This is a genomic window from Bacillus cereus (assembly GCF_002577405.1).
In the GTDB taxonomy this organism is placed as follows: domain Bacteria; phylum Bacillota; class Bacilli; order Bacillales; family Bacillaceae_G; genus Bacillus_A; species Bacillus_A cereus_AU.
In genome coordinates this window covers 548790-569830 of record NZ_NULR01000001.1, presented here as the reverse complement: position 1 = coordinate 569830, position 21041 = coordinate 548790, and the positions used below count along the sequence as shown (strand labels likewise).

Here is a 21041-nt window from a genome sequence, read left to right as displayed (position 1 = left end):
TACAAATAATGGGATTTTGTGTTTCGTCATAAAGTGGAGGGATTTATGAGCATGGGCATGTATCACACGAAAATATTGAGGGCACTCGAATCAGAAGATTACATTTCAGTGCGAAGAAGAGTGTTACGTCAATTAGTAGAATCGTTAATTTATGAGGGGATTATAACACCAGTTCGTGTAGAGAAGGAAGAAAAAATTCTGTTTATTATACAAGGACTTGATGAAGAAAACAAAAGTGTTTCGTACCAATGCTATGGAAGAGAAAGAGTGACATTCGGACGTATCTCTTTAGACTCATTAATAGTAAGAGTCCAAGATGAACAACAAGAAATACAATCTGTGTCGCAATTTTTGGAAGAAGTTTTTCGAGTTGTTAACGTGGAACGAACTAAATTAGATTCTTTTATTTACGAATTAGAACAAACGATATTTAAAGACACGATTGCACAATATGAAAGAAATAATAAGGAAGAATACACTCGAAAATCTTACGATGAGTTTGAAAGTCATTTAATAGATGGTCATCCCTATCATCCTAGCTATAAAGCACGTATTGGCTTTCAATATCGTGATAATTTTCAATACGGATATGAGTTTATGCAGCCAATGAAACTCATATGGATTGCAGCTCATAAAAAATACACAAGTGTAGGTTATGAGAATGAAGTAATTTATGACAAAATTTTAATAGATGAGATTGGCGAGCGTAAATTAGAAGAGTTTATGGAAGGAATTCACAGCGCGGGATGTAATCCAAAACAGTACGTGTTTATACCTGTTCATCCTTGGCAGTGGGAGAATTTCATCATTCCGAATTATGCTGATCATATACAGGATAAATGTATTATTTATTTAGGAAAATCAGAAGATGATTATTGTGCACAACAATCTATGAGGACATTAAGAAATGTTACGAATCTAAAGAAACCATATGTGAAGTTATCGCTGAATATACTCAACACTTCAACGCTCCGTACGTTGAAACCATATTCTGTTGTGAGTGCACCAGCTATATCGAATTGGTTACATGATGTCGTAAGTCATGATCCATATTTAAGAGATGAATCGCGCATGATTTTGTTACATGAGTTCTCGAGTGTAACGTATGATACGAATAAGAAATCTGTATATGGTTCATTAGGGTGTATTTGGCGTGAAAGCGTTCATGAGTATTTAGATACAAAAGAGGATGCAGTTCCTTTTAACGGCTTATATGCAAAAGGGAAAGATGGGACGCCAATTATTGATGCATGGTTAAACAAATATGGAATAGAAAATTGGCTGCAATTACTCATTCAAAAAGCGATAATACCGGTTTTACATCTTGTTGTAGAGCATGGAATTGCATTAGAATCACACGGTCAAAATATGATTTTAGTTCATAAAGAAGGAGTCCCTGTCCGTATTGCATTAAAGGACTTTCATGAAGGAATTGAGTTTTATCGTCCATTCTTAAAAGAAATTGAAAAATGTCCTGATTTTACTAAAATACATAAAACGTATGCGAATGGAAAAATGAATGATTTCTTTGAAATGGATCGTATCGAATGTTTGCAAGAGATGGTATTAGATGCACTTTTCTTATTTAATTTAGGAGAATTAGCTTTCGTACTTGCGGATGAATATGAATGGAACGAAGACAGTTTTTGGATGATGGTTGTCGAAGAAATTGAAAACCATCTAAGAAAATATCCACATTTAAAAGATAGATTTGAAAACATTCAATTATACACTCCTACATTCTATGCCGAGCAATTAACGAAGCGTCGATTATATTTGGATGTGGAATCACTTGTTCATGAAGTTCCAAATCCATTGTATAGGGCAAAGCAACTTACAATACAAAAATCAGTTGTTACAGGGGGAAATTATGCTAATCGTTAATAAACAAGAGTATAGCAAAAGTGATTTTGAATCGAGAGTACAAGTTTACGAGGAAATGGAACAATTTCAAGAAGCAAAGGGACATAGATTTGCACTTTGTCTGAAAGATCCATTTGATATTATTACACTTGTACGTTTCTTAAAAGAAAAGCAATCGTCTGTACTGCTTATACATGAAGATACGCCAAAAGATACGGCTATTGAAATGGCAAGACGTGCAACTTGTACGGGGCTTTTATATGGAGAATATAGCGACTTCACAAAATTAGAAGTAGTAAAAACATTATTAGAAGAGCCCTCTTTATTACAATATAGCTCAGGAACTACGGGAGAACCGAAACTGATTTGCCGAGCATGGACGGAAGTTGACACAGAAATTACTGCTTATAATGAAGCTTTAAACTGTGAAGTAGATGAAGTGCCAATCGTTATGGCCCCTGTTTCACATTCATACGGATTAATATGTGGTACGTTATCTGCAATTACGAGAGGTAGCAAGCCAATAATCATTACGAATAAAAACCCTAAATTCGCATTAAATATAATTCGAAATACAGAAAAACATATTATATATGCAGTACCACTTATGCTGCATATTATGGGGAGTTTTCCACAAGGAACGTTTCAGTTTCACAAAATTATGACATCAGGATCCCCTTTGCCAGAAGCATTATTTTATAAACTAAAAGAAATGACAACGTATATGATGCAGCAATATGGTTGTTCTGAAGCTGGTTGTATTAGTATATGCCATGATATGGAAAGCCATTTAGATTTAGGAAAGCCACTACCTCATGCGAGTATAAGCATATGTTCAGATGAAAATGTACCTGAAGAAATCGTAGTGAAAATGAACGAGAAGGAAATTTATACGAAAGATTTAGGGTATAAATCTGAGCGCGGCCTTCATTTTATGGGACGCATGGATGATGTAATTAATGTTTCAGGATTAAAAGTCTTTCCTATAGAGGTAGAAGAAACGATGCTTCGATTAGAAGGCGTTCAAGAGGCAATTGTATATCGCGGGAAACATCCTGTGATGGGCGAAATTGTTAAAGCGAAAGTGATCTCTCATATAGATCCAGTGCAAATAAGAGAATGGTGTATTCAGCACTTACCGTCTTATAAAGTTCCGAATGAAATTGAAAGTGTAACTGAAATCCCGAAAAATAAAACTGGAAAAGTAAGTAGAAAGTTACTAGAGATGGGAGAGGTTACAGTATGAGACGTGAAACGTTAAAGAGTGCAGTGTTGAAAATTATGGAAGAAAAAATGGAACTGAAAAATGTAACGCATTTAGAAGAAACGATGCGATTAAATCAAGATTTATATATAGATTCGGTAATGATGTTACAGCTCATCGTATACATAGAAATGGATTTGAAGTTATGTGTCCCAGAGGATGAGGTAGATCCAAAGGCGTTTCTTACTGTAGGATCTTTGCTTGATTTCATGGAGGAGTTACAGCCGTTACAAGAAGTAAATGTGTATAACTAATATTTAGGAAAGTGGATGAGAATATGACTTCAATTAAAGTTCACTGTTTAGTGAGTTGTTTTTGTGAAATTATTAAAAGGCGTAGCGATATAGATTTTCGTCCATTTTATTTTGGATTATGGGATGGAGATTTTGATATAACAGAAGGCGGAATTATTTCGTATCACTCTGAAAATATTAACCATGATAATTACTTACTTTGGTTTGAAAAATTGTATGGTATTAAAGTGAACGAATGGTATGATCATGCAAAAGATAAAAGTAGTAATGTAGAAACATTTTTAGAATTAGTAGAAAATAAGCCTGAAAATCGTTTCGTAATTGTAATGGTTGATATGTCTCTATTACCAGAGAGGGAAAATAAATTTCATCAAAAACCGTTTCCTCATTATTTAATGATATCGAAAACAGAGATAGAAGAAGAATGGTTTATGCTAGATCCTGATTTTCGCTGGGAAGGGAATATGGAAAGAGAAAAAGTGCTTCACTCTGTTCAAGACAACCCATTTGGTGGAGGGTATTACATTGATATTGAAGGAGTTCAGGAGCCAACAAAAGAGATGGTAGCTAGTTATTTCGCAGAAACATTCAAAAAATATGATAATGAATTGACTATGGAATTAAAAAATTTAATTGTAAAAATGGCAAACGAGGAAGATGGGTATTCGCTTTCTGGGCTTGTAGCAGCAGTAAAACAAATACCAGTACTTGCAATTCGTAAATATAGTTATGAACATGCCTTTGCATATTTCCGCGAAACGTTACAATATTCAGAGCAAGAGTTTGATTATTGGTGTGATCGGGTGGAAGATATTGTACAAGGATTTACAAATGTACAGTATCGTGCAATTAAGATGGCGATGACGAACAATAAGGATATGTTATTATCAATTGTTGAAAAGTTAGATGAAATGAATACAATGGAACTGCAAATTAAGGGTGAATTAGAGAGACAGTTTCTGTTATGGAAAGATATGAAGACAAGTCAGTCTGTCATAACTCTTTAAAAAGTTAATTGAATTTAAGATAAGGGAGTTTAAACCTATGAAATATTCGCTATGTACCATTTCATTTCGCCATCAATTAATTTCATTTACTGATATTGTTCAATTTGCATACGAAAACGGTTTTGAAGGGATTGAATTGTGGGGGACTCATGCACAAAATTTGTATATGCAAGAGTATGAAACGACAGAACGAGAATTGAATTGTTTAAAGGATAAAAACTTGGAAATTACGATGATAAGTGATTACTTAGACTTATCATTATCGGCAGATTTTGAAAAAACGATAGAGAAATGTGAACAACTTGTAATATTAGCTAATTGGTTTAAAACGAACAAAATTCGTACATTTGCTGGACAAAAAGGTAGCGAAGATTTTTCGGACCAAGAGAGGAAAGAGTATGTAAAACGAATTCGCAAGATTTGTGATTTATTTGCTCAGCATAATATGTATGTACTGTTAGAAACACATCCGAATACGTTAACGGATACGTTGCCCTCTACTCTGGAATTATTAGAAGAAGTAAATCATCCAAATTTGAAAATAAACCTTGATTTTCTTCATATATGGGAGTCTGGTGCAGATCCAATAGACAGTTTCCAACGATTAAGGCCGTGGATACAACATTATCATTTTAAGAATATATCGTCAGCGGATTATTTACATGTGTTTGAACCTAATAATGTATATGCAGCAGCAGGAAGCCGAATTGGTATGGTTCCATTATTTGAAGGTATCGTAAATTATGATGAGATTATTCAGGAAGTAAGAGATACTGACCATTTCGCTTCACTCGAATGGTTTGGACATAACGCGAAAGAGATATTAAGAGAAGAAATGAAAGTATTAACAAATAGAAATTTGGTAGTAGTAACTTCTTAAAGTGAAATGATGTAAGAGTCTCGTTTAGAGACTCTTTTTTTATGAAGAAAAATAACCAAAAATTACCATGTATTTAATTTCAAATTTAACACAATTTATATATAAATAAGGAGGTGATCGGTAATGGCTAGAAATCGTAACGCTAATCAATTGGCATCACATGGAGCACAAGCAGCTCTAGATCAAATGAAATATGAAATTGCACAAGAGTTCGGTGTACAACTTGGAGCTGATACTTCTTCACGTGCAAACGGTTCTGTAGGCGGTGAAATCACAAAACGTCTTGTAGCGATGGCAGAACAACAGCTTGGTGGCGGATATACTCGCTAAATGTAGAAGGTTATAGGAGAAAGGAAGGATCCTTCCTTTCTTTTTTATTTTCAATTAATTGGTATGGATATATAACGAACTGGATTCAAAGAATAGAAATAACGCTATATTTTAACCTATTTCTTTTGTTGTGAATGGGAAGGTAGTAACGATGTAATAGCCCTGGTGGAATGAACATTACGTTCCAGCAGGGCTATTATATGGTAAGAAATATATGATGAAAGGTTCAGAAATCAACATGTTAAAAAAAGAAAACTGTTGTTTGATTGCGCTTGCATCAGTTCCACTTGTTATGACATTAGGGAATTCAATGCTTATTCCAATCCTGCCGACTATTGAAAAGAAATTACATATTTCATCGTTTCAAGTATCCATGATTATAACAATTTATTCTATCGTTGCAATTTTGCTCATTCCGATTGCTGGTTATTTATCAGATAGATGGGGACGAAAGATGGTAATGGTTCCTAGTTTACTGATTGCAGCTATCGGAGGAGCGGTAACTGGTTGGGTGTCATGGAAAGTTGATAATCCCTACACTTGGATACTTATAGGTAGAGCAATTCAAGGTATTGGGGCTGCTGGTGCTATGCCAGTTGTCATACCATGTGTAGGTGATTTATACAAAGATGAAAAACAGGTTAGTGCAGGCTTAGGAATCATTGAGACGTCAAATACATTTGGAAAAGTATTGAGTCCCATATTGGGATCAGCTCTAGCTGCCATTGTATGGTTCTTACCATTTTGGGCAATTCCAGTTTTATGTGTAATATCGATTGTTTTATTATTGGTATTAGTAAAGGCGAAGAAACAAGAAGGAGAAATACCACCACTAAAAGAATTTATTCAATCTATTATCTCTACGTTTCGAGAAAAAGGAAGATGGTTAATTGCCATTTTTGTACTAGGTGCAATTATTATGCTTATTTTATTCGGAATTCTCTTTTATTTGTCTACTATACTGGAGTCAAAGTATGACATTCATGGTATATGGAAAGGATGTGTACTTGCTATTCCTTTGCTTGTACTATCACTTAGTTCATATATGGCTGGTAAAAAAATTGGAGATAATCAAAGTGTTATGAAGAAGTGTATTTATATTGGTTTTTTACTGGCTGCTGCATCAGTCGTAATACCTTTATTTATAAAAGGAATCTATTTACTACTTCTTTGTCTCGTTATTATGGGAATAGGAATTGGGATGGCACTCCCGTGTTTAGATGCCTTAATTACACAAGGGATTGAAAAGGAGCAGAGGGGAACAGTTACGTCATTTTATAGTTCAATGCGATTTATTGGTGTAGCAGCTGGACCGCCCCTATATTCTTTTTTTATGAAAGGGGCGGATCATGAAGTGTTTTATTTAACGAGTGTTTTCGCTGTTATTGGTGCTGTTATAGCAATGATTTGGATTAAACCAGCAAAAGATACAAAGATGGTAAAACAGAACACGGAACCGACTTCATAATTACAAAGAGAACTGCATGATGTGTAATTAGCATGCGGTTCTCTGTATTTAGTTAAAAATAACTTGTTTTAACATATAAAGCGCGACTCCCCAAATGATGAGTCCTGAAAATTTATTTAATAATGCGATTGTTTTTCCAGTCGAGTCTAGCCTTTTTAAAAATTTCCCAGCTAAAGCTAAGCTAATAAACCAAATCCAAGAAACGATAATAGTGGCAGCTGTAAAAGCCCATTTTTCACTTCCTATGTATTGAATTGAATTTGTTCCAATTACACCGATCGTATCTAAAATTGCATGTGGATTTAATAACGAAACCGATGCAGCGAAAAGTATTTGTTTTTTTAACGGCATACTTGTTTCTTGTTTTACATCATTAGAAGGGTTACTTCTCCAAATGACCAAGCCCATATATATGAGAAAGAAAAAACCAATCATATATAACGCGTTAGTTAGCCAAGAAAAAGTAAGGAGTACAAGGGAGACCCCCTGCACTGCAATTAATATTAGTAACGTATCACATATAGAGGCAGTTAATACTACAGGTACTGCTCTCCAAATATTTGGTTGACTTGCACCTTGGTTAAAGACGAAAACATTTTGGACACCTAATGGGATGATAAGACCGAATGCAAGGATGATACCATGAATAATTGCTTCACTCATCATATTACCTCCTACTTAAATTCATTATGATAGTGTATATTGTATAGAAGAAAAGAAGATTTGTATCCATCCATATGGTTGGGGAGGTTGCCAACCAAAAAGAATGTAAGGTGATATGATGGAAAGATTCGTTTGGAAACCGAATACGTCTCTAGCGACTCCTTTGTATAAACAAATAGAAACGTATATAAAAGAAAAAATTGTTAATGGAGAATGGACTGTTGGAACGAAATTACCTTCACAAAGAGATTTGGCACACACATTTGGTGTGAATCGAAGTACGATTGTCATGGCTGTTGATGAACTAGTCGCAAAGGGATACATTGAAGGGAATGGCAGGAAAGGAACAATTGTTGTAAATAATAATGAAAATGCTTCAACATACGCACCCCCGCCTAATTGGCAGTCTTATGTAGAAACAGGACTTCATTATCCGAATCTGCCTGCTATTCAAGAGATTAATCAAGCTGAATTTTATCCGCATGTAATTCGTTTAGGAACAGGTGAGCTCGCGCCAAGTCTTTTACCCGAAAAAAAGATGAAAGTAGTAATGAATAAGCTTTTAAAATCAAACGTGATACTTGGGTATGAACAGCCAAAAGGTAATCTTAATTTAAGGAAGCAAATTGCGGATTATTTAAAAAGGCATGGCATATATGTATCTCCTGACTCTATATTGATTGTTTCAGGAGCAATTCAAGCACTTCAACTTATTTCTATTGGGCTTCTTCCGAAAGGAGCATCCATTTTATTAGAAAAACCATCATATTTATACTCTCTCAATGTTTTTCCATCAGCAGGAATACGTTTAATTGGAATGCCAATGGATGAGAGTGGGCTAGATGTGTCATATATTGCGAAATATCAGAAGCAATTTAATGCCTCTATTTTATATACAATCCCGTCTTTTCATAATCCAACGAATTTTAGCATGGATACGAAGAAGCGGACAGAAGTGATGGAGATATGCAATGAAATTGGATTGCCTATTATAGAGGACGCAGTGTATCAAGACTTATGGTTTGATACCCCTATTTCGAAACCTTTAAAAGCATATGATAAAAATGGAATCGTACTACATATTGGAAGCATGTCTAAAGTAATTAGTCCAGGATTAAGAATTGGATGGATTGTTGGACCTGAGCCAGTCATTCAAAGATTGGCAGACATAAAAATGCAAACAGATTATGGATCGAGTTCTATATCTCAGCAAATTGCCGCAGAGTGGTTTAAAGATGGATTGTATGAAGAACATTTACAGTTTGTAAGAGGGGAGCTTACAAAACGTAGGGACTTTATGGTGAGTATGTTAAAGAAGTATTGTAGTGAAATAGCGACATGGTATGAACCGGCAGGTGGTTTTTATATTTGGCTACATATGAGTGTTCCAGTTTCAAATCGTAGTTTATTTGACAAAGCTTTGAAAGAAAAGATTTTATTAAATCCAGGTACTTTGTATGATAGAAGTGCAAACCAATTTTTGCGCCTATCATATTCATACGCAACGTTAGAAGAAATTGAAATAGGTATAAAAAAGCTTGCACAACTAATGAAAAAGTAAGAGGAGAAAATAATGAAACAATATGTAATTTGCCAAATTATCAATGGGGATAAATATTTAGCTGCTTATGCGGATACGAAGCAGGAAGCAATTGAAAAAGCAGAATTGTTAGGATTAAGAACGGGAAATCGATACACTGTTATTACTGCGGAGGAAGCTGAGGGGTTAACGTATCCTTAAGAAACGTATAATAATTATATAGGAGGTAAATAAGCCTAGTAATATATGATATTACTAGGCTTATTTTTTTTGAAAGCGTTACGTGTTTACGTATGAAAAATAATAGTATTATGAGTCAAGTTGACGGAAATACCGCTTTGTTTTGCGATCCTGGTTTCCGTCTCTATATTCATCAACATATTGTCTGAAGTTCCAAGATTCTAAAAACTTATTAGCAGCATTATAACCAGAATTGTAAAGCCATTCTTTTTCTTCTTTTGTTAACTCAAAATTTGTACTTGTAATAGCTCCTGTTGGAATTGTGATTGTTCTTGCTTTTGATTCCTTATCTAAATGACGTAAATCATGAGCTTGCATCATTGTTTTAAATAGTCCTTTGAACATGGAAATAGGTTCTTCATAGTGGGCAGGGTCAGCTTGAATCTCATCTTTTACAAAATGAAATCCAAAGGTAGGCCAGCGAGGCGAGGTAGGTGAGTCGAAAATCCAAATTGGATAATTGCTTAAAATGCCTCCATCTACCATATAACAAGGTTGCTTCCATTTTGGAGTTCTCCATTTTACTGGTTCAAAGAAGTAAGGGATTGTACTACTCATTCTTACAGCTTTAGCGATAGAGAAGCGATAATTTAAAAATCCGTAGCTTGGTAAGTCATCTGGAAAGACAACCATTTTACCGTTGCTTATATCCGAAGCGATAATTTTAAGTTTGTTTAGATCAGGTAAATCTGTAAATAAATGAACTCCTTTTTTTCGAAGTAATTCTTCGAGCCATTCTTCTAAAAATACATTAGAATAAATACCTAGAGTAGACCAAGCGCTTAGTCCTTTTCCGATAAATGGAATTCTGTCAATAAAAGTTTTTTTCGTAAATTTGTTATAATCAATATCAGTTATAATGGTTTTTAACTCTGAACAAGAATAGCCTGCAGCTACAAGCGCTGCGATAATTGCACCAGCTGATGTCCCTGCTACGCGCTCCCATTCATAACCTTTTTCAGCTAACGCGCAAATTGCCCCTACATGTGCAATTCCGCGTACACCGCCTCCTTCAAAAACACCATCAATCTTCATTAAACATACTTCCTTTCAGATGGAAAATTTGAAAATGGAAAAAAAGCACGTATTGTACGTGCTTTTTTCAATAGTTTTTAATTTTACTAGCAGCCGAATCCGCCGCCCCAACAGCTAGCTCCGATGATGATTAGAAGGATAAATAAAACGATTAATAAAGCGAAACCTCCATAACCACAACCACCGCAACTACCGCCGTAACCGTAACCACCGCCGTAACCGCCGCAACTATATCCGTAACCCATGTGGAATTCCTCCTTAAATTAAAAATGAAATGAACGAGGGGAAAATGTACTGGAAGAAATAATGAACTATCGTGTTTGTAGGAACAATGTATACTATGCTTTTTTAAACTTGTTCGCGTATGAAGGATGAGCCCGTTTTTTGAAGGCTTGTTGGTTTTACGATGAATGGAGTATAATCTTTGTGCTATGATACAAATAAGTATAGAAATGTAAGGAGAATTTATGGAAAAGAAAATTGAAGTATTAATTGATAAATATGGACTGACACATTTAAAAGAGGAACTTATTAATACTGTATTTCCTTGTATAAAAGTTGTGCCGAATCAGCAGGAAACAATAGCGATAGGTAGTTCGAAAATGGGGGGAGTTCCTGATTTACCGGATTCATTTGAATATCCAATGTATAAAGGAAATCCGTTACATTTTGTCGCGCAATTTAATTTAAGTGATTTGCAAAACGTTGGTATGGATCATAATCTTCCTAAGACAGGAATGTTATATTTCTTTAGTATTGAAAATTACTTTGAAGAAGATGTGGATCCACTTAAAGCTGGGCGTGTACTTTATTATGATATACCTGTAGAGCAATTACGAAGAGCAGATGAAACGCAAGCGAAATATATACAATGCGCAATTACTTTTGAACTGACGTATAAATTACCAGAGCTTTTCATTGAAGATGAGGCAGATTCAGATCGTTTCTTGCAATTACTTGAAGAGCTAATCCCAGACAACTATGATAATCATCAAGTGTTTGGTGAGCCATTCTCTGTACAAGAGGAAGTATTACATGAGACAGGAGAATATATGGGGATAGATCCACAGCAAATGACACTGTTATTCCAAATCGATTCAGATCATAAAAATTGTAATATGGTTTGGGGAGAATTAGGAATGCTATATTTCTGTATTGGAAATGAAGATTTAAAAAATCGATGTTTTGAAAATACATGCTGTGTGTTACAAACTTGCTAAAAAAATGGTTGTTCTTTTTCTAAAAGAACAACCATTTTTAAAATGTTAAATATGCATAATCTCATATGACCTATTTTAAAAAATATTGTATACTCTGAAACTATACGATGCTTTTTCGTATAGTTATAGAATGTAAGGGGTGACAAGATGGGAAAGACAAGTAAGTATGTGACAGTTGCCGCACTTTGTTCAACAATTGTAATGGGTGGCTTACACGCGTCGTCTGTATCTTATGCGGTAACTACATCGACTGCAGTGACTACACAATCAGATGCTAAGCAGTTAGAAGGTTTTCGCAAAGAATTAAAAAAACATATTGATAATCGAGACGAAAATATTACAATCGTATATAAAACAAAAGATAGAAATGCTAGAGATGTTATGGACCAATTATACAAAGAATATAATAAAATTGTAGATGCCGATGAGTATGTGAAATATAATGTAGAGTCTACTAAATATTCTATAAAAGGGAGGCCTGGGAATTATACATTTACATTACAAGTGAAATATCGTGAATCAAAAGAACAAACACAGTATGTAAAGTCTCAGGTGAAATCAATTGTAAATTCTATCATTAAACAAGGCATGGATGAACATGAAAAAGTGAAAGCTATTCATGATTATGTTGTGAAACATGTATCCTATGATACTTCTTATCAAGCATATACAGCATATGAAGCATTAGCGAATCGTTCTGCCGTTTGTCAAGGATATGCATTATTAACATATGAGTTACTAAAAGAAGCGGGTATTCAAAATCATATTGTAACAGGTACAGGAAATGGACAAGCTCACGCCTGGAATTTAGTGAACATTGAAAACAAGTGGTACCACCTTGATACGACATTCGATGATCCAGTACCTGATAAAGCTGGGCACGTAACATATTCATATTTTAATATGTCTGATGAGCAATTAAGTAAAGATCATGAATGGGATCGTAGTAAATATCCAGCAGCAACTACAAGTTACTTTAGTGAATTAACAAACAAAATAAAAGCTGGTAGTTCAAAAACTGCTGCATATGAACAAATGTTAAAAGAAACAAATTTAATATATTTGTCTGCACAATATGGGGCAGAAAATTACAGTGAATTTAAGAAAAAATTACAGCAACAATTCTCTTCCAAGCCAGAAAAGGTAGAAGTACGATATAAGCAGTCTATGGATGGAACAATGCAAGATATAAAGAAAGTGTTAAATGAGATAAATTGGCCAAAAGGTGCCAAGCGTGTATCTTATCAAGTGGCGCCTTATAGTGCAATGGCAGGTTATTCATTAGCGACAATTACATTTACGTATTAAGGAATGAAAAAGAGCATCTGTAAAAGATGCTCTTTTATTATGCATTACTTCAAAAAACAGAATTATGTGATAAAATAAAAGTGGAAGGATGTGGAATCTAAATGAATTTGTTCGAGAATAATATGTTTACATTGATATATACTTGTTTTGTAATTGGACTTATCGTTTTGTTTTTCCTATCATTTACTTTGTTTATAAAAAGATTATTGCAAAACAACGCCGCAAAGAAACAGCATGTGATGAATATGAACCAGAAGCTAGATCGAATTATTGAATTGCTTGAAAAAGATAAGAAGTAGCGATAAAAGATGTATGAAATGGGGAAGAGGATGGCTAATTATATAAAAGAATTACGTAAAAAAGTAGGGCATGATTATGTTTTTTTAAACTTTGCGGGTGGTTGTGTATTTAATAAAGAGGGAGAAGTATTACTGCAAAAAAGAGGAGACTTTAATGCTTGGGGGTTTCCTGGTGGTGCAATGGAAATCGGAGAATCTGCCGCAGAAACTGCGATTCGAGAAATAAAAGAAGAAACAGGTTATGATGTAGAAATAAATGAGCTTATCGGGGTGTATACAAAATATTTTCAAACATATCCAAATGGAGACAGAGCCCAGTCAATTGTGATATTCTTTACATGCTCAATTGTTGGAGGAGAGAAAAAAGTAGACGGTGATGAAACGTTGGATTTGAAGTTTTTCCCGTTAGACGAAATGCCCCCGTTGTTCAATAAACAACATGAAGATTGCTTACAGGATTTACTGGAGAAAAGAATCGGGGTATATCGTTAAAACATAAAAAAGAAGCTAAAAGAGATTAGCTTCTTTTTTATGCTCTATTTCCACCAATCATCAAACATTGACGCTGGTACATGTCTTTTATGTTCGCTCACAGTGTAACGCTTCTCGATTTTTTCAGCAACGTCAGCTGGAACTGATTTACCTTCTAAATAGTCATCTAATTGATCATATGTAATACCTAACTCTGTTTCATCAGCTTGACCTGGTTTTTCATCTAATAAATCAGCAGTTGGCATTTTTAAGTAAAGTCGCTCGTCTGCACCTAATTCTTGTAATAGAGCACGTCCTTGGCGCTTCGTTAATCCTGTTAATGGTAATAAATCTGCACCACCATCTCCGAATTTTGTGAAGAATCCTGTTACAGCTTCTGCAGCATGATCCGTTCCGATAACAAGTAGGCCGTGTTGTCCACCGATTGCATATTGTGTAACCATACGGATACGTGCTTTCACGTTACCCTTATTGAAATCAGTTAATGATTCACCTAATAAGTTTTCGTATTGATTTGAAAAGGCATCAACTGTTGAAGCAATATCAAATGCAGTTGATTGATCAGCTTGAATAAATTGTAATGCTAATTGTGCATCATCTTCATCTTTTTGCACTTTGTAAGGAAGGCGAACAGCGATAAACGTTGCATTACCACCTTCCTTACGAATTTCTTCAACTGCAAGCTGTGCTAAGCGTCCTGCTAATGTAGAGTCTTGTCCACCACTAATTCCAAGTACAAATCCTTTCGCACCTGTTTTTTTTACATAATCTTTTAAGAAATCAATACGTTTACGAATTTCTACTTTCGGATCAATTACAGGCTGAACATGTAATGCTTTCATAATCTGTTCTTGTAATGTCATTATATTTTCCTCCTATTCATATTAAAGCTGTAAAAAATTTTTATGTATATATTGATACATACTTATATCCTTTATTATTTCGCAAAACTAACGAATATACAATAGGATGCGTGTATGAATATGAATGTAGTCATTATAATGAAAGTGCAACGTATAAGCAATTTTTTAAACCTTTCAATAATGTAAGGTTTTTGTCATTTGAATCGATGGAAGGTATTTCCGTACTTTACTACTATAAAAGCATAGTTAGTAGAAGGGCGGAGAAGTAATATGAACATTAGAGAACTAGCATATCGGAATGTAACGCGAAATAGACGGACATACTCAGCCTATTTTTTGAGTAGCGCATTTGCTATTATGGCCTTTTTTGTGTATTCATTTTTTGCGTTTCATCCGGCATTAAGTGCAGGAGAATTGGGGCAGTACGTATTCGTAAGTATGTCTTTTGCACAGTCTATTATTTACTTATTTACATTCTTCTTTATTTTATATTCAATGGGAATGTTTTTAAAAACGAGAAAGCGTGAACTAGGAATATTAATGATGTTAGGTATGACAAAATATCAATTAAAGCGTCTTATCTTTTTTGAAAATATTATGATTGGGATAGGGGCAATTATTTTTGGAATTCTTGCAGGAATGTTATTTTCCGGAATATTAATATTTGTAGCCCCGATGATATTAAAGTTAGATATTTCCTTATCCTATTACATACCAATGAAAGCCATTGTTGTGACGAGTATAATGTTTTTCGTATTATTTATGATCATTTCATTGTTTAGTGCAGGAATGATTCGGAAAAATAAAATTATGAAATTGTTTAGAGGGTCAGCAGAAGCGAAGCCGGAACCGAAAGCATCCATTATTTCTTCTATATTAGCAGTCATACTGCTTAGTGCGGGATATACAGGAGCGCTTATGTCACACGGTGCGATGGTATTTTTCATGATGATTCCAGTAACAACGGTAGTCATCATTGGCACATATTTGCTGTACAAGCAGTTGAGCGTATTTATTATTCGACTATGTAAAAAAAGTAAACGTTTCTATTGGACACAGACAAATATTATTACTTTATCAGATTTAGCGTACCGGATGAGAGATAATGCAAGAATGTTCTTTATTGTGACGATTATTTCAACTGTAGCATTTTCAGCAATAGGTACATTAGTTGGCTTTACATCAATGACAAAGGAGATTATGGAGAGACCAATTGCGTTTCACTATCATTCTAAGCAAGGAAATAGTAATGAATCACAGCATATACAAATGATTGACGAAGGATTAAAGAAATATAATATAGTAGCTTCAAAAACGAATATTTCGACGAAAAAAACGGAGGAGCAGTCGTTAAGAAGCGCCACCTTTATAAAGGAATCAGACTATAAGGAATATGCAAAGTTAACAGGAGAAACCATTAATACGATATCAAATAAAGAAGCTTTATTTTTGTCAGTCGATATACCAGGACCTCCGATGAAAGAAAGAAATGAAATTGCATTACCAAATATGAATGAATCTTTAAAAGTTAAAAAAGTTAATACTTCTTCATTAAGTAAAATACTAAGAGGAAACGTTTATGTAATCTCTAACAATCAGTATGATGCATTACAAGATGGATTTAAAGAGGAAAGAGATTATGTGTACAAAACAGAAGGAACAAGAGATGAAATTGAGGTTGGTAAAGAACTTACGCATCAGATGAAGCCTTATGAAGAACATGCAACGTTTAGTGCAGAAGAATACGAACAAAACCAAAGTTTACAAATCGCAGGACCTATTTTATTCGTAGGTTTCTTTATCGGAATTGTATTTTTCGTTTGTGCAGGAAGCTTTCTTTACTTTCGGTTATTCTCCGATTTAGAGGACGATACTCGCTTGTTCGAAATGATTCGAAAAGTGGGATTAACGGGCGGGGAATTATCGAAAGTAGTTACAATCCGTTTAGCACTTTTATTCTTCGTTCCAATAGGTGTTGCAACATTACATGGAGCAGTAGCGTTAACTGCGCTAGGGCAGATGTTTGAGTACTCATTGTTTAAAGAAAATGCGATTGTATTAAGTATTTTCATAGGAATCCAAGTTGTATACTTTTTAATTATAAGATCTCGTTACTTAAAACAATTGAAAGAGAGATTACGTATGCGTTAAATGTGTGTTTTTAACTTGAGTACAAAAATTTATAAAAAGAGACAAGGATTACCAAATGGTGATAAAATGGAAATAGCGAGGTGGAAAAATTAATAGAGAGTAAGGGGGGAGTAATATGAAAGCAACAGGAGTTATTCGAAAAGTAGACGAACTAGGAAGAATTGTTATTCCTAAAGAATTACGAGATGTATTAGGGATACAAATCAAATCACCACTTGAAATTTTTGTAGAAGAAGACAAAGTCATTTTACAAAAATATCAACCTTACAATGCGTGTCAAATAACAGGTGATGTTTCAGACCAGAACATATCATTAGCAAATGGAAGCATTACTGTTAGTATAGATGGAGCGAAACATGTAATAAAAGAAATAGAGAAATTTTTAAATAAGAGTGAGGTTTAGTCTTCATTTATATTATTTTAAAAGATTAAATTTTATTCTTTTAAAAGACTATGAAAGGACCATAAATTGGTCCTTTTATTTTTGTTAGTAGTTGAATTACAAGAGAAATAAAAAGTTAGTAAGTTATATTGAGAAATATTTGAAATGAAGGAGAAGAGAACGGATAAAACGAATGTTACATTTAAACCTATTCCAAAGTGGTCTGAAATGAAAATAATACATTTTCAGGAGGGATTACGATGAACAGTAGTACGGCGAATAAACAAAAAGGTATACATTTGATTCCATTTACCGTAAACAAGGTTGTTGAACAAGTAAATGAAATTCCACCAGGTGTACAACTGATTCACGCTCCACAAGTATGGGAGAAGAGCGCGAAAGGACAAGATATTGTCATTGCCGTTTTAGATACAGGGTGTGATATTAACCATATAGATTTAAAAGATCGTATTATAGGTGGGAAAAATTTCACGAAAGATTATGAAGGTGATCCAAATACTTATCTTGATAATAACGGACACGGTACTCATGTAGCTGGGACGATTGCAGCGACTGAAAATGGTGTTGGCGTATTAGGAGTGGCACCACTTGCTAAAATGTTAGTATTAAAAGTTTTAGCGGGAGATGGTTCTGGAAGTTATGAGCAAATTATTGAGGCTATTCATTATGCTGTAAATTGGAGAGGGCCGAATAAAGAGAGAGTGAGAATCATTTCAATGTCACTTGGTGGTCCGCAAGACGTTCCGGAATTACATGAAGCAATTCAAAATGCGGTAAGGCAAGATGTACTCGTTGTATGTGCTGCTGGAAATAATGGGGATTGTGATGATGACACAGAGGAACTTGACTTCCCAGGTGCTTACTCTGAGGTAATTGAAGTTGGTGCAGTCAATTTAGAGCGGAAAATTTCTTGTTTTAGTAATTCAAATCAAGAAATTGATTTAGTAGCGCCAGGTGATGAAATATTATCTACGTATCCAGAGGGGAAATATGCTGTATTAAGTGGAACTTCAATGGCGACACCACATATTGCTGGAGCATTAGCACTTCTTATTAAGCAGTGCGAGAGAGAATATGGTAGAAAGTTATCAGAGCCAGAAATATATGCACAACTAATAAAAAGAACCGTACCTTTAGGGTATGAGCGTACATCTGAAGGAAATGGATTAATAGATTTATTAAAAGAATAGCAATTACTAAAAAACCTCTCGTATGAATATGAGAGGTTTTTTAGTATGGCTCTGTCGCATGTAATACAACTTGTAACAAACCAGGGAATCTAGCATTTAAATCTTCTTCACGAATTGAAATAAAACGTTGTGTTCCTTCGAGACGCGTATACATAACACCTGACTCACGTAAAACTTTAAAATGGTGAGATAAAGTTGACTTGGCGATAGGAATGTTTAAGGAGCCACAAGATTGTTCATTTTTCTCTAGTAACATATTTACAATTTGTAAACGAATTTGATCACTAAGTGCATATAAGACAGAAGAGAATTGAATTTCTTCTCGATTTGGATGATAGAGTGTACGCATTTTTTCACCTGCTTGTATAAGTTAAGTTATTTGCACTATAACATATAAAATGGTATATTTCTATTGTTCGAATATATTCGAACAATAGAAATAAAGGGGGAGAAAAAATGAAGTATACAAAATTGCAAAAGGCAGGACTAAATATTTCTAAGTTGGGGTTAGGAACGAATGCTGTGGGGGGACATAATTTATATGCTGATGTGAATGAGGAAGAAGGAAAACGATTAATAAAAGAAGCTATTCAGCAAGGAATTACATTTTTTGATACAGCGGATTCATACGGTTTTGGTAGATCAGAAGAATTAGTAGGCCAGGTATTGAAAAGAAATCGCCATGAGTTTGTACTTGCTACAAAAGGTGGAATTCAGCCGTTATTAAATGGAGAAACGTATATTAATAATGAACCAAGTTATTTAAGAAATGCTGTGGAAAATAGTTTAAGAAGATTACAGACTGACTATATTGATTTATATTATTTACACTTTACAAATTCTGAAACAAGTTACATAGATTCAATTGGAGAGCTCATTCGTCTAAAAGAAGAAGGGAAAATTCGTTCAATTGGAATATCAAACGTAAACATAGAACAATTAAAAGAAGCGAATCAAGATGGTTATATAGATGTAGTACAATCGCCTTACAACATGTTAGATCGTACTGCTGAGGAGGAACTTTTACCGTATTGTATAGAAGCTGGTATTTCATTTATTCCGTATGGACCTCTTGCTTTTGGAATACTAGGCGGTAAATATACAGAAGATTTTAAATTGAACGAAGGTGATTGGCGCCAAAGTGTAAATTTATTTGAAGAAAATACATATAAGAATAATTTTAAGAAAGTGGAAAAGTTAAAAGGTTTAGCTGAAGAAAAGAATATCGAAGTATCGCATTTAGCTTTAGCGTGGTTATTAAACAAACAAGGAATTGATACTGTTATTCCTGGAGGAAAGCGGGCAGAGCAAATAAGAGAAAGTGTAAGAGCGGTGGATGTTTCATTGAATGAACAGGACATGAAACAGATTGAATCGATATTAGAAGAGTAGGAACAAATGCTAATCTTCCTTTTTATACTATATAAACAGCATATAGTATAAAAATATTAATTGAAGTATTTTATGAACGTAGCGATTAGAAGAAAGGGTCAGTTCAATTGGAGGGGAGTTACAACAAAAATCGCGAATAAATAAAAAATCCCTATAGAGATAGGGATTTATATATCGGCATGTCGTTCCTTGGAAAAGGATGTACTTAGTTTATCATTTTGAAGTACAAGTATTTGTGAAATAGATGTGAAAGTAATGTGAAAAATGTTTATGGTGAAAATCCTTGTAAATAAAAAGCACTGTTTTAGCTAATGTAACTAAAACAGTGCTTTTCTCTTTGATTGTACAGTTGCTGCATTTTCATCATGTATTCCTGTTTCTTCAATAATTCGCTTTTTTACTGTATTTAATAGATGGTCTATTGCTTCACCAAAATAGTTAGCTTCGCTTTTTGTGCGGGCTTCTCGTAAACATTTATAGTTTTCTAGCAGTTCCTCTTTTTCGGAGTTTGTTAAGAAATCTTCTATTTTCTTTTTTGTCATACGAAACACCCTTTCTTCTGACAAACGACGCAATAGAAAATATTTATTTTTCATTATAACAATAATTTTTAAAGAAAGTATAGATTAACGTCGTAATAGTTTGTCAATTTCCTGAATCTTCTCATCAGCTTTCCCAATTTGCGTATTTTTAGCCTGCTCACCACCAAGAGCCTGATGAAGTAAAAACGTTTGACCGGAAATAGCAGTTACAATGGACACCTTTATTATTTCTTTTATTAAGGTGGCATCGAATAAAACGAGTCCGAGAAGTGCAGCTAGGCAGCCGGTAAAAATATCGGTTAAAAAACCAAAATGAAAAAAAGTTTTCAAACGGCGTGGAAGCAATAACTTACCTTGGTTATTGATTAGATGGGAAACGAAGCCAGTAATGCCACCAACGAGAACAGCGGTTAGCCATTGATACATTTCCATCGAATCCACTCCTTTTAGTGAATAAGATTCGATTTTTACATATTGATTCCTTTTAATATTTCATATAACCATATTGAGAAAGTTTGTTTGGGGGATGCCCCTTATTCGATTTAATTATAACGGAAAATTCAGATGTATCTCATTTTATTATATGAAGAGTTTCTACAATAAAATGACCGCAGAAAGGAGTTCATGTGCTAGAAGA

24 protein-coding genes are annotated in these 21041 nt (G+C 34.3%); 17 read left to right on the top strand and 7 right to left on the bottom strand.

Features of this window, described 5'->3' with window-relative positions; translation table 11 throughout:
* The first annotated feature begins 45 nt into the window (after window positions 1–45).
* The 7 genes from COC96_RS03055 (at window position 46) to COC96_RS03025 (ending at window position 7066) form a co-directional block, all read left to right on the top strand.
* Window positions 46–1884 (top strand): IucA/IucC family protein, encoded by a 1839-nt coding sequence (locus COC96_RS03055; protein WP_098768269.1) that lies wholly within the window; start codon window positions 46–48, stop codon window positions 1882–1884.
* Window positions 1871–3109, top strand: a complete 1239-nt coding sequence (locus COC96_RS03050) for an AMP-binding protein (RefSeq protein WP_098267701.1) — start codon at window positions 1871–1873, stop codon at window positions 3107–3109. The genes COC96_RS03055 and COC96_RS03050 overlap by 14 nt, the downstream gene beginning before the upstream one ends.
* Window positions 3106–3381, top strand: a complete 276-nt coding sequence (gene asbD / locus COC96_RS03045; RefSeq protein ID WP_098267700.1) for a petrobactin biosynthesis protein AsbD — start codon at window positions 3106–3108, stop codon at window positions 3379–3381. Before COC96_RS03050 ends, asbD begins: the two co-directional genes overlap by 4 nt.
* Window positions 3382–3404: 23 nt before the next feature.
* On the top strand, window positions 3405–4388 hold the full coding sequence (locus tag COC96_RS03040) for a DUF6005 family protein (RefSeq protein WP_141535978.1): 984 nt from the start codon (window positions 3405–3407) through the stop codon (window positions 4386–4388).
* A 37-nt stretch (window positions 4389–4425) separates the two neighbouring features.
* Entirely contained in the window at window positions 4426–5268 is an 843-nt protein-coding gene (locus COC96_RS03035) for a sugar phosphate isomerase/epimerase family protein (RefSeq protein WP_098267698.1), read from the top strand.
* Between the two features lie 123 nt (window positions 5269–5391).
* Complete coding sequence (locus COC96_RS03030) at window positions 5392–5598, top strand: alpha/beta-type small acid-soluble spore protein (protein ID WP_000113539.1); 207 nt, start codon at window positions 5392–5394, stop codon at window positions 5596–5598.
* A gap of 238 nt (window positions 5599–5836) precedes the next feature.
* Window positions 5837–7066: an MFS transporter gene (locus COC96_RS03025; protein ID WP_142339948.1), complete on the top strand. Its 1230-nt coding sequence runs from the start codon at window positions 5837–5839 to the stop codon at window positions 7064–7066.
* Window positions 7067–7114: 48 nt separating this feature from the next.
* On the opposite strand, the gene COC96_RS03020 is transcribed toward COC96_RS03025, so the two are convergent.
* A complete protein-coding gene (locus tag COC96_RS03020) occupies window positions 7115–7729 on the bottom strand; it encodes a LysE/ArgO family amino acid transporter (RefSeq protein ID WP_098768267.1) in 615 nt (204 codons plus the stop codon).
* A 118-nt stretch (window positions 7730–7847) separates the two neighbouring features.
* Between COC96_RS03020 and COC96_RS03015 the strand changes: the two genes are divergently transcribed.
* Window positions 7848–9290, top strand: coding sequence for an aminotransferase-like domain-containing protein (locus tag COC96_RS03015; protein ID WP_098768285.1), 1443 nt, complete (start codon window positions 7848–7850; stop codon window positions 9288–9290).
* 12 nt (window positions 9291–9302) lie between these two features.
* Window positions 9303–9470: a DUF3933 family protein gene (locus tag COC96_RS03010; protein WP_000816374.1), complete on the top strand. Its 168-nt coding sequence runs from the start codon at window positions 9303–9305 to the stop codon at window positions 9468–9470.
* A gap of 108 nt (window positions 9471–9578) precedes the next feature.
* On the opposite strand, the gene COC96_RS03005 is transcribed toward COC96_RS03010, so the two are convergent.
* Complete coding sequence (locus COC96_RS03005) at window positions 9579–10544, bottom strand: patatin-like phospholipase family protein (protein ID WP_098267695.1); 966 nt, start codon at window positions 10542–10544, stop codon at window positions 9579–9581.
* Window positions 10545–10630: 86 nt separating this feature from the next.
* Window positions 10631–10789, bottom strand: a complete 159-nt coding sequence (locus COC96_RS03000; RefSeq protein WP_002118476.1) for a YjcZ family sporulation protein — start codon at window positions 10787–10789, stop codon at window positions 10631–10633.
* Window positions 10790–11011: 222 nt separating this feature from the next.
* Here COC96_RS03000 and COC96_RS02995 point away from each other — a divergent pair, with 222 nt between their 5' ends.
* The 4 genes from COC96_RS02995 to COC96_RS02980 all read left to right on the top strand — a co-directional run bounded on the left by COC96_RS02995 (window position 11012) and on the right by COC96_RS02980 (window position 13863).
* Complete coding sequence (locus COC96_RS02995) at window positions 11012–11764, top strand: YwqG family protein (RefSeq protein ID WP_098267694.1); 753 nt, start codon at window positions 11012–11014, stop codon at window positions 11762–11764.
* Window positions 11765–11911: 147 nt separating this feature from the next.
* Window positions 11912–13072 (top strand): transglutaminase domain-containing protein, encoded by a 1161-nt coding sequence (locus COC96_RS02990; protein ID WP_098267693.1) that lies wholly within the window; start codon window positions 11912–11914, stop codon window positions 13070–13072.
* 101 nt (window positions 13073–13173) lie between these two features.
* Window positions 13174–13371, top strand: coding sequence for a DUF4083 domain-containing protein (locus COC96_RS02985; protein WP_098768266.1), 198 nt, complete (start codon window positions 13174–13176; stop codon window positions 13369–13371).
* A gap of 30 nt (window positions 13372–13401) precedes the next feature.
* Complete coding sequence (locus tag COC96_RS02980) at window positions 13402–13863, top strand: NUDIX hydrolase (RefSeq protein ID WP_098267691.1); 462 nt, start codon at window positions 13402–13404, stop codon at window positions 13861–13863.
* 44 nt (window positions 13864–13907) lie between these two features.
* On the opposite strand, the gene nadE is transcribed toward COC96_RS02980, so the two are convergent.
* Complete coding sequence (gene nadE / locus COC96_RS02975; RefSeq protein ID WP_098267690.1) at window positions 13908–14726, bottom strand: ammonia-dependent NAD(+) synthetase; 819 nt, start codon at window positions 14724–14726, stop codon at window positions 13908–13910.
* 270 nt (window positions 14727–14996) lie between these two features.
* On the opposite strand from nadE, the gene COC96_RS02965 reads away from it, so the two are divergent.
* The 3 genes from COC96_RS02965 (at window position 14997) to COC96_RS02955 (ending at window position 18470) form a co-directional block, all read left to right on the top strand.
* Window positions 14997–16877, top strand: a complete 1881-nt coding sequence (locus COC96_RS02965) for an FtsX-like permease family protein (RefSeq protein WP_098768264.1) — start codon at window positions 14997–14999, stop codon at window positions 16875–16877.
* 115 nt (window positions 16878–16992) lie between these two features.
* Entirely contained in the window at window positions 16993–17280 is a 288-nt protein-coding gene (locus COC96_RS02960) for an AbrB/MazE/SpoVT family DNA-binding domain-containing protein (RefSeq protein WP_097906030.1), read from the top strand.
* A gap of 239 nt (window positions 17281–17519) precedes the next feature.
* Window positions 17520–18470 (top strand): serine protease, encoded by a 951-nt coding sequence (locus COC96_RS02955; protein ID WP_098267687.1) that lies wholly within the window; start codon window positions 17520–17522, stop codon window positions 18468–18470.
* A 40-nt stretch (window positions 18471–18510) separates the two neighbouring features.
* On the opposite strand, the gene COC96_RS02950 is transcribed toward COC96_RS02955, so the two are convergent.
* Window positions 18511–18819, bottom strand: coding sequence for an ArsR/SmtB family transcription factor (locus tag COC96_RS02950; RefSeq protein WP_098662530.1), 309 nt, complete (start codon window positions 18817–18819; stop codon window positions 18511–18513).
* 107 nt (window positions 18820–18926) lie between these two features.
* Here COC96_RS02950 and COC96_RS02945 point away from each other — a divergent pair, with 107 nt between their 5' ends.
* Window positions 18927–19862, top strand: coding sequence for an aldo/keto reductase (locus COC96_RS02945; RefSeq protein ID WP_098768263.1), 936 nt, complete (start codon window positions 18927–18929; stop codon window positions 19860–19862).
* A gap of 317 nt (window positions 19863–20179) precedes the next feature.
* On the opposite strand, the gene COC96_RS02940 is transcribed toward COC96_RS02945, so the two are convergent.
* Entirely contained in the window at window positions 20180–20404 is a 225-nt protein-coding gene (locus tag COC96_RS02940) for a hypothetical protein (RefSeq protein WP_141535979.1), read from the bottom strand.
* An 84-nt stretch (window positions 20405–20488) separates the two neighbouring features.
* A complete protein-coding gene (locus COC96_RS02935; protein WP_002118502.1) occupies window positions 20489–20836 on the bottom strand; it encodes a DUF4257 domain-containing protein in 348 nt (115 codons plus the stop codon).
* Window positions 20837–21041: the final 205 nt, after the last annotated feature.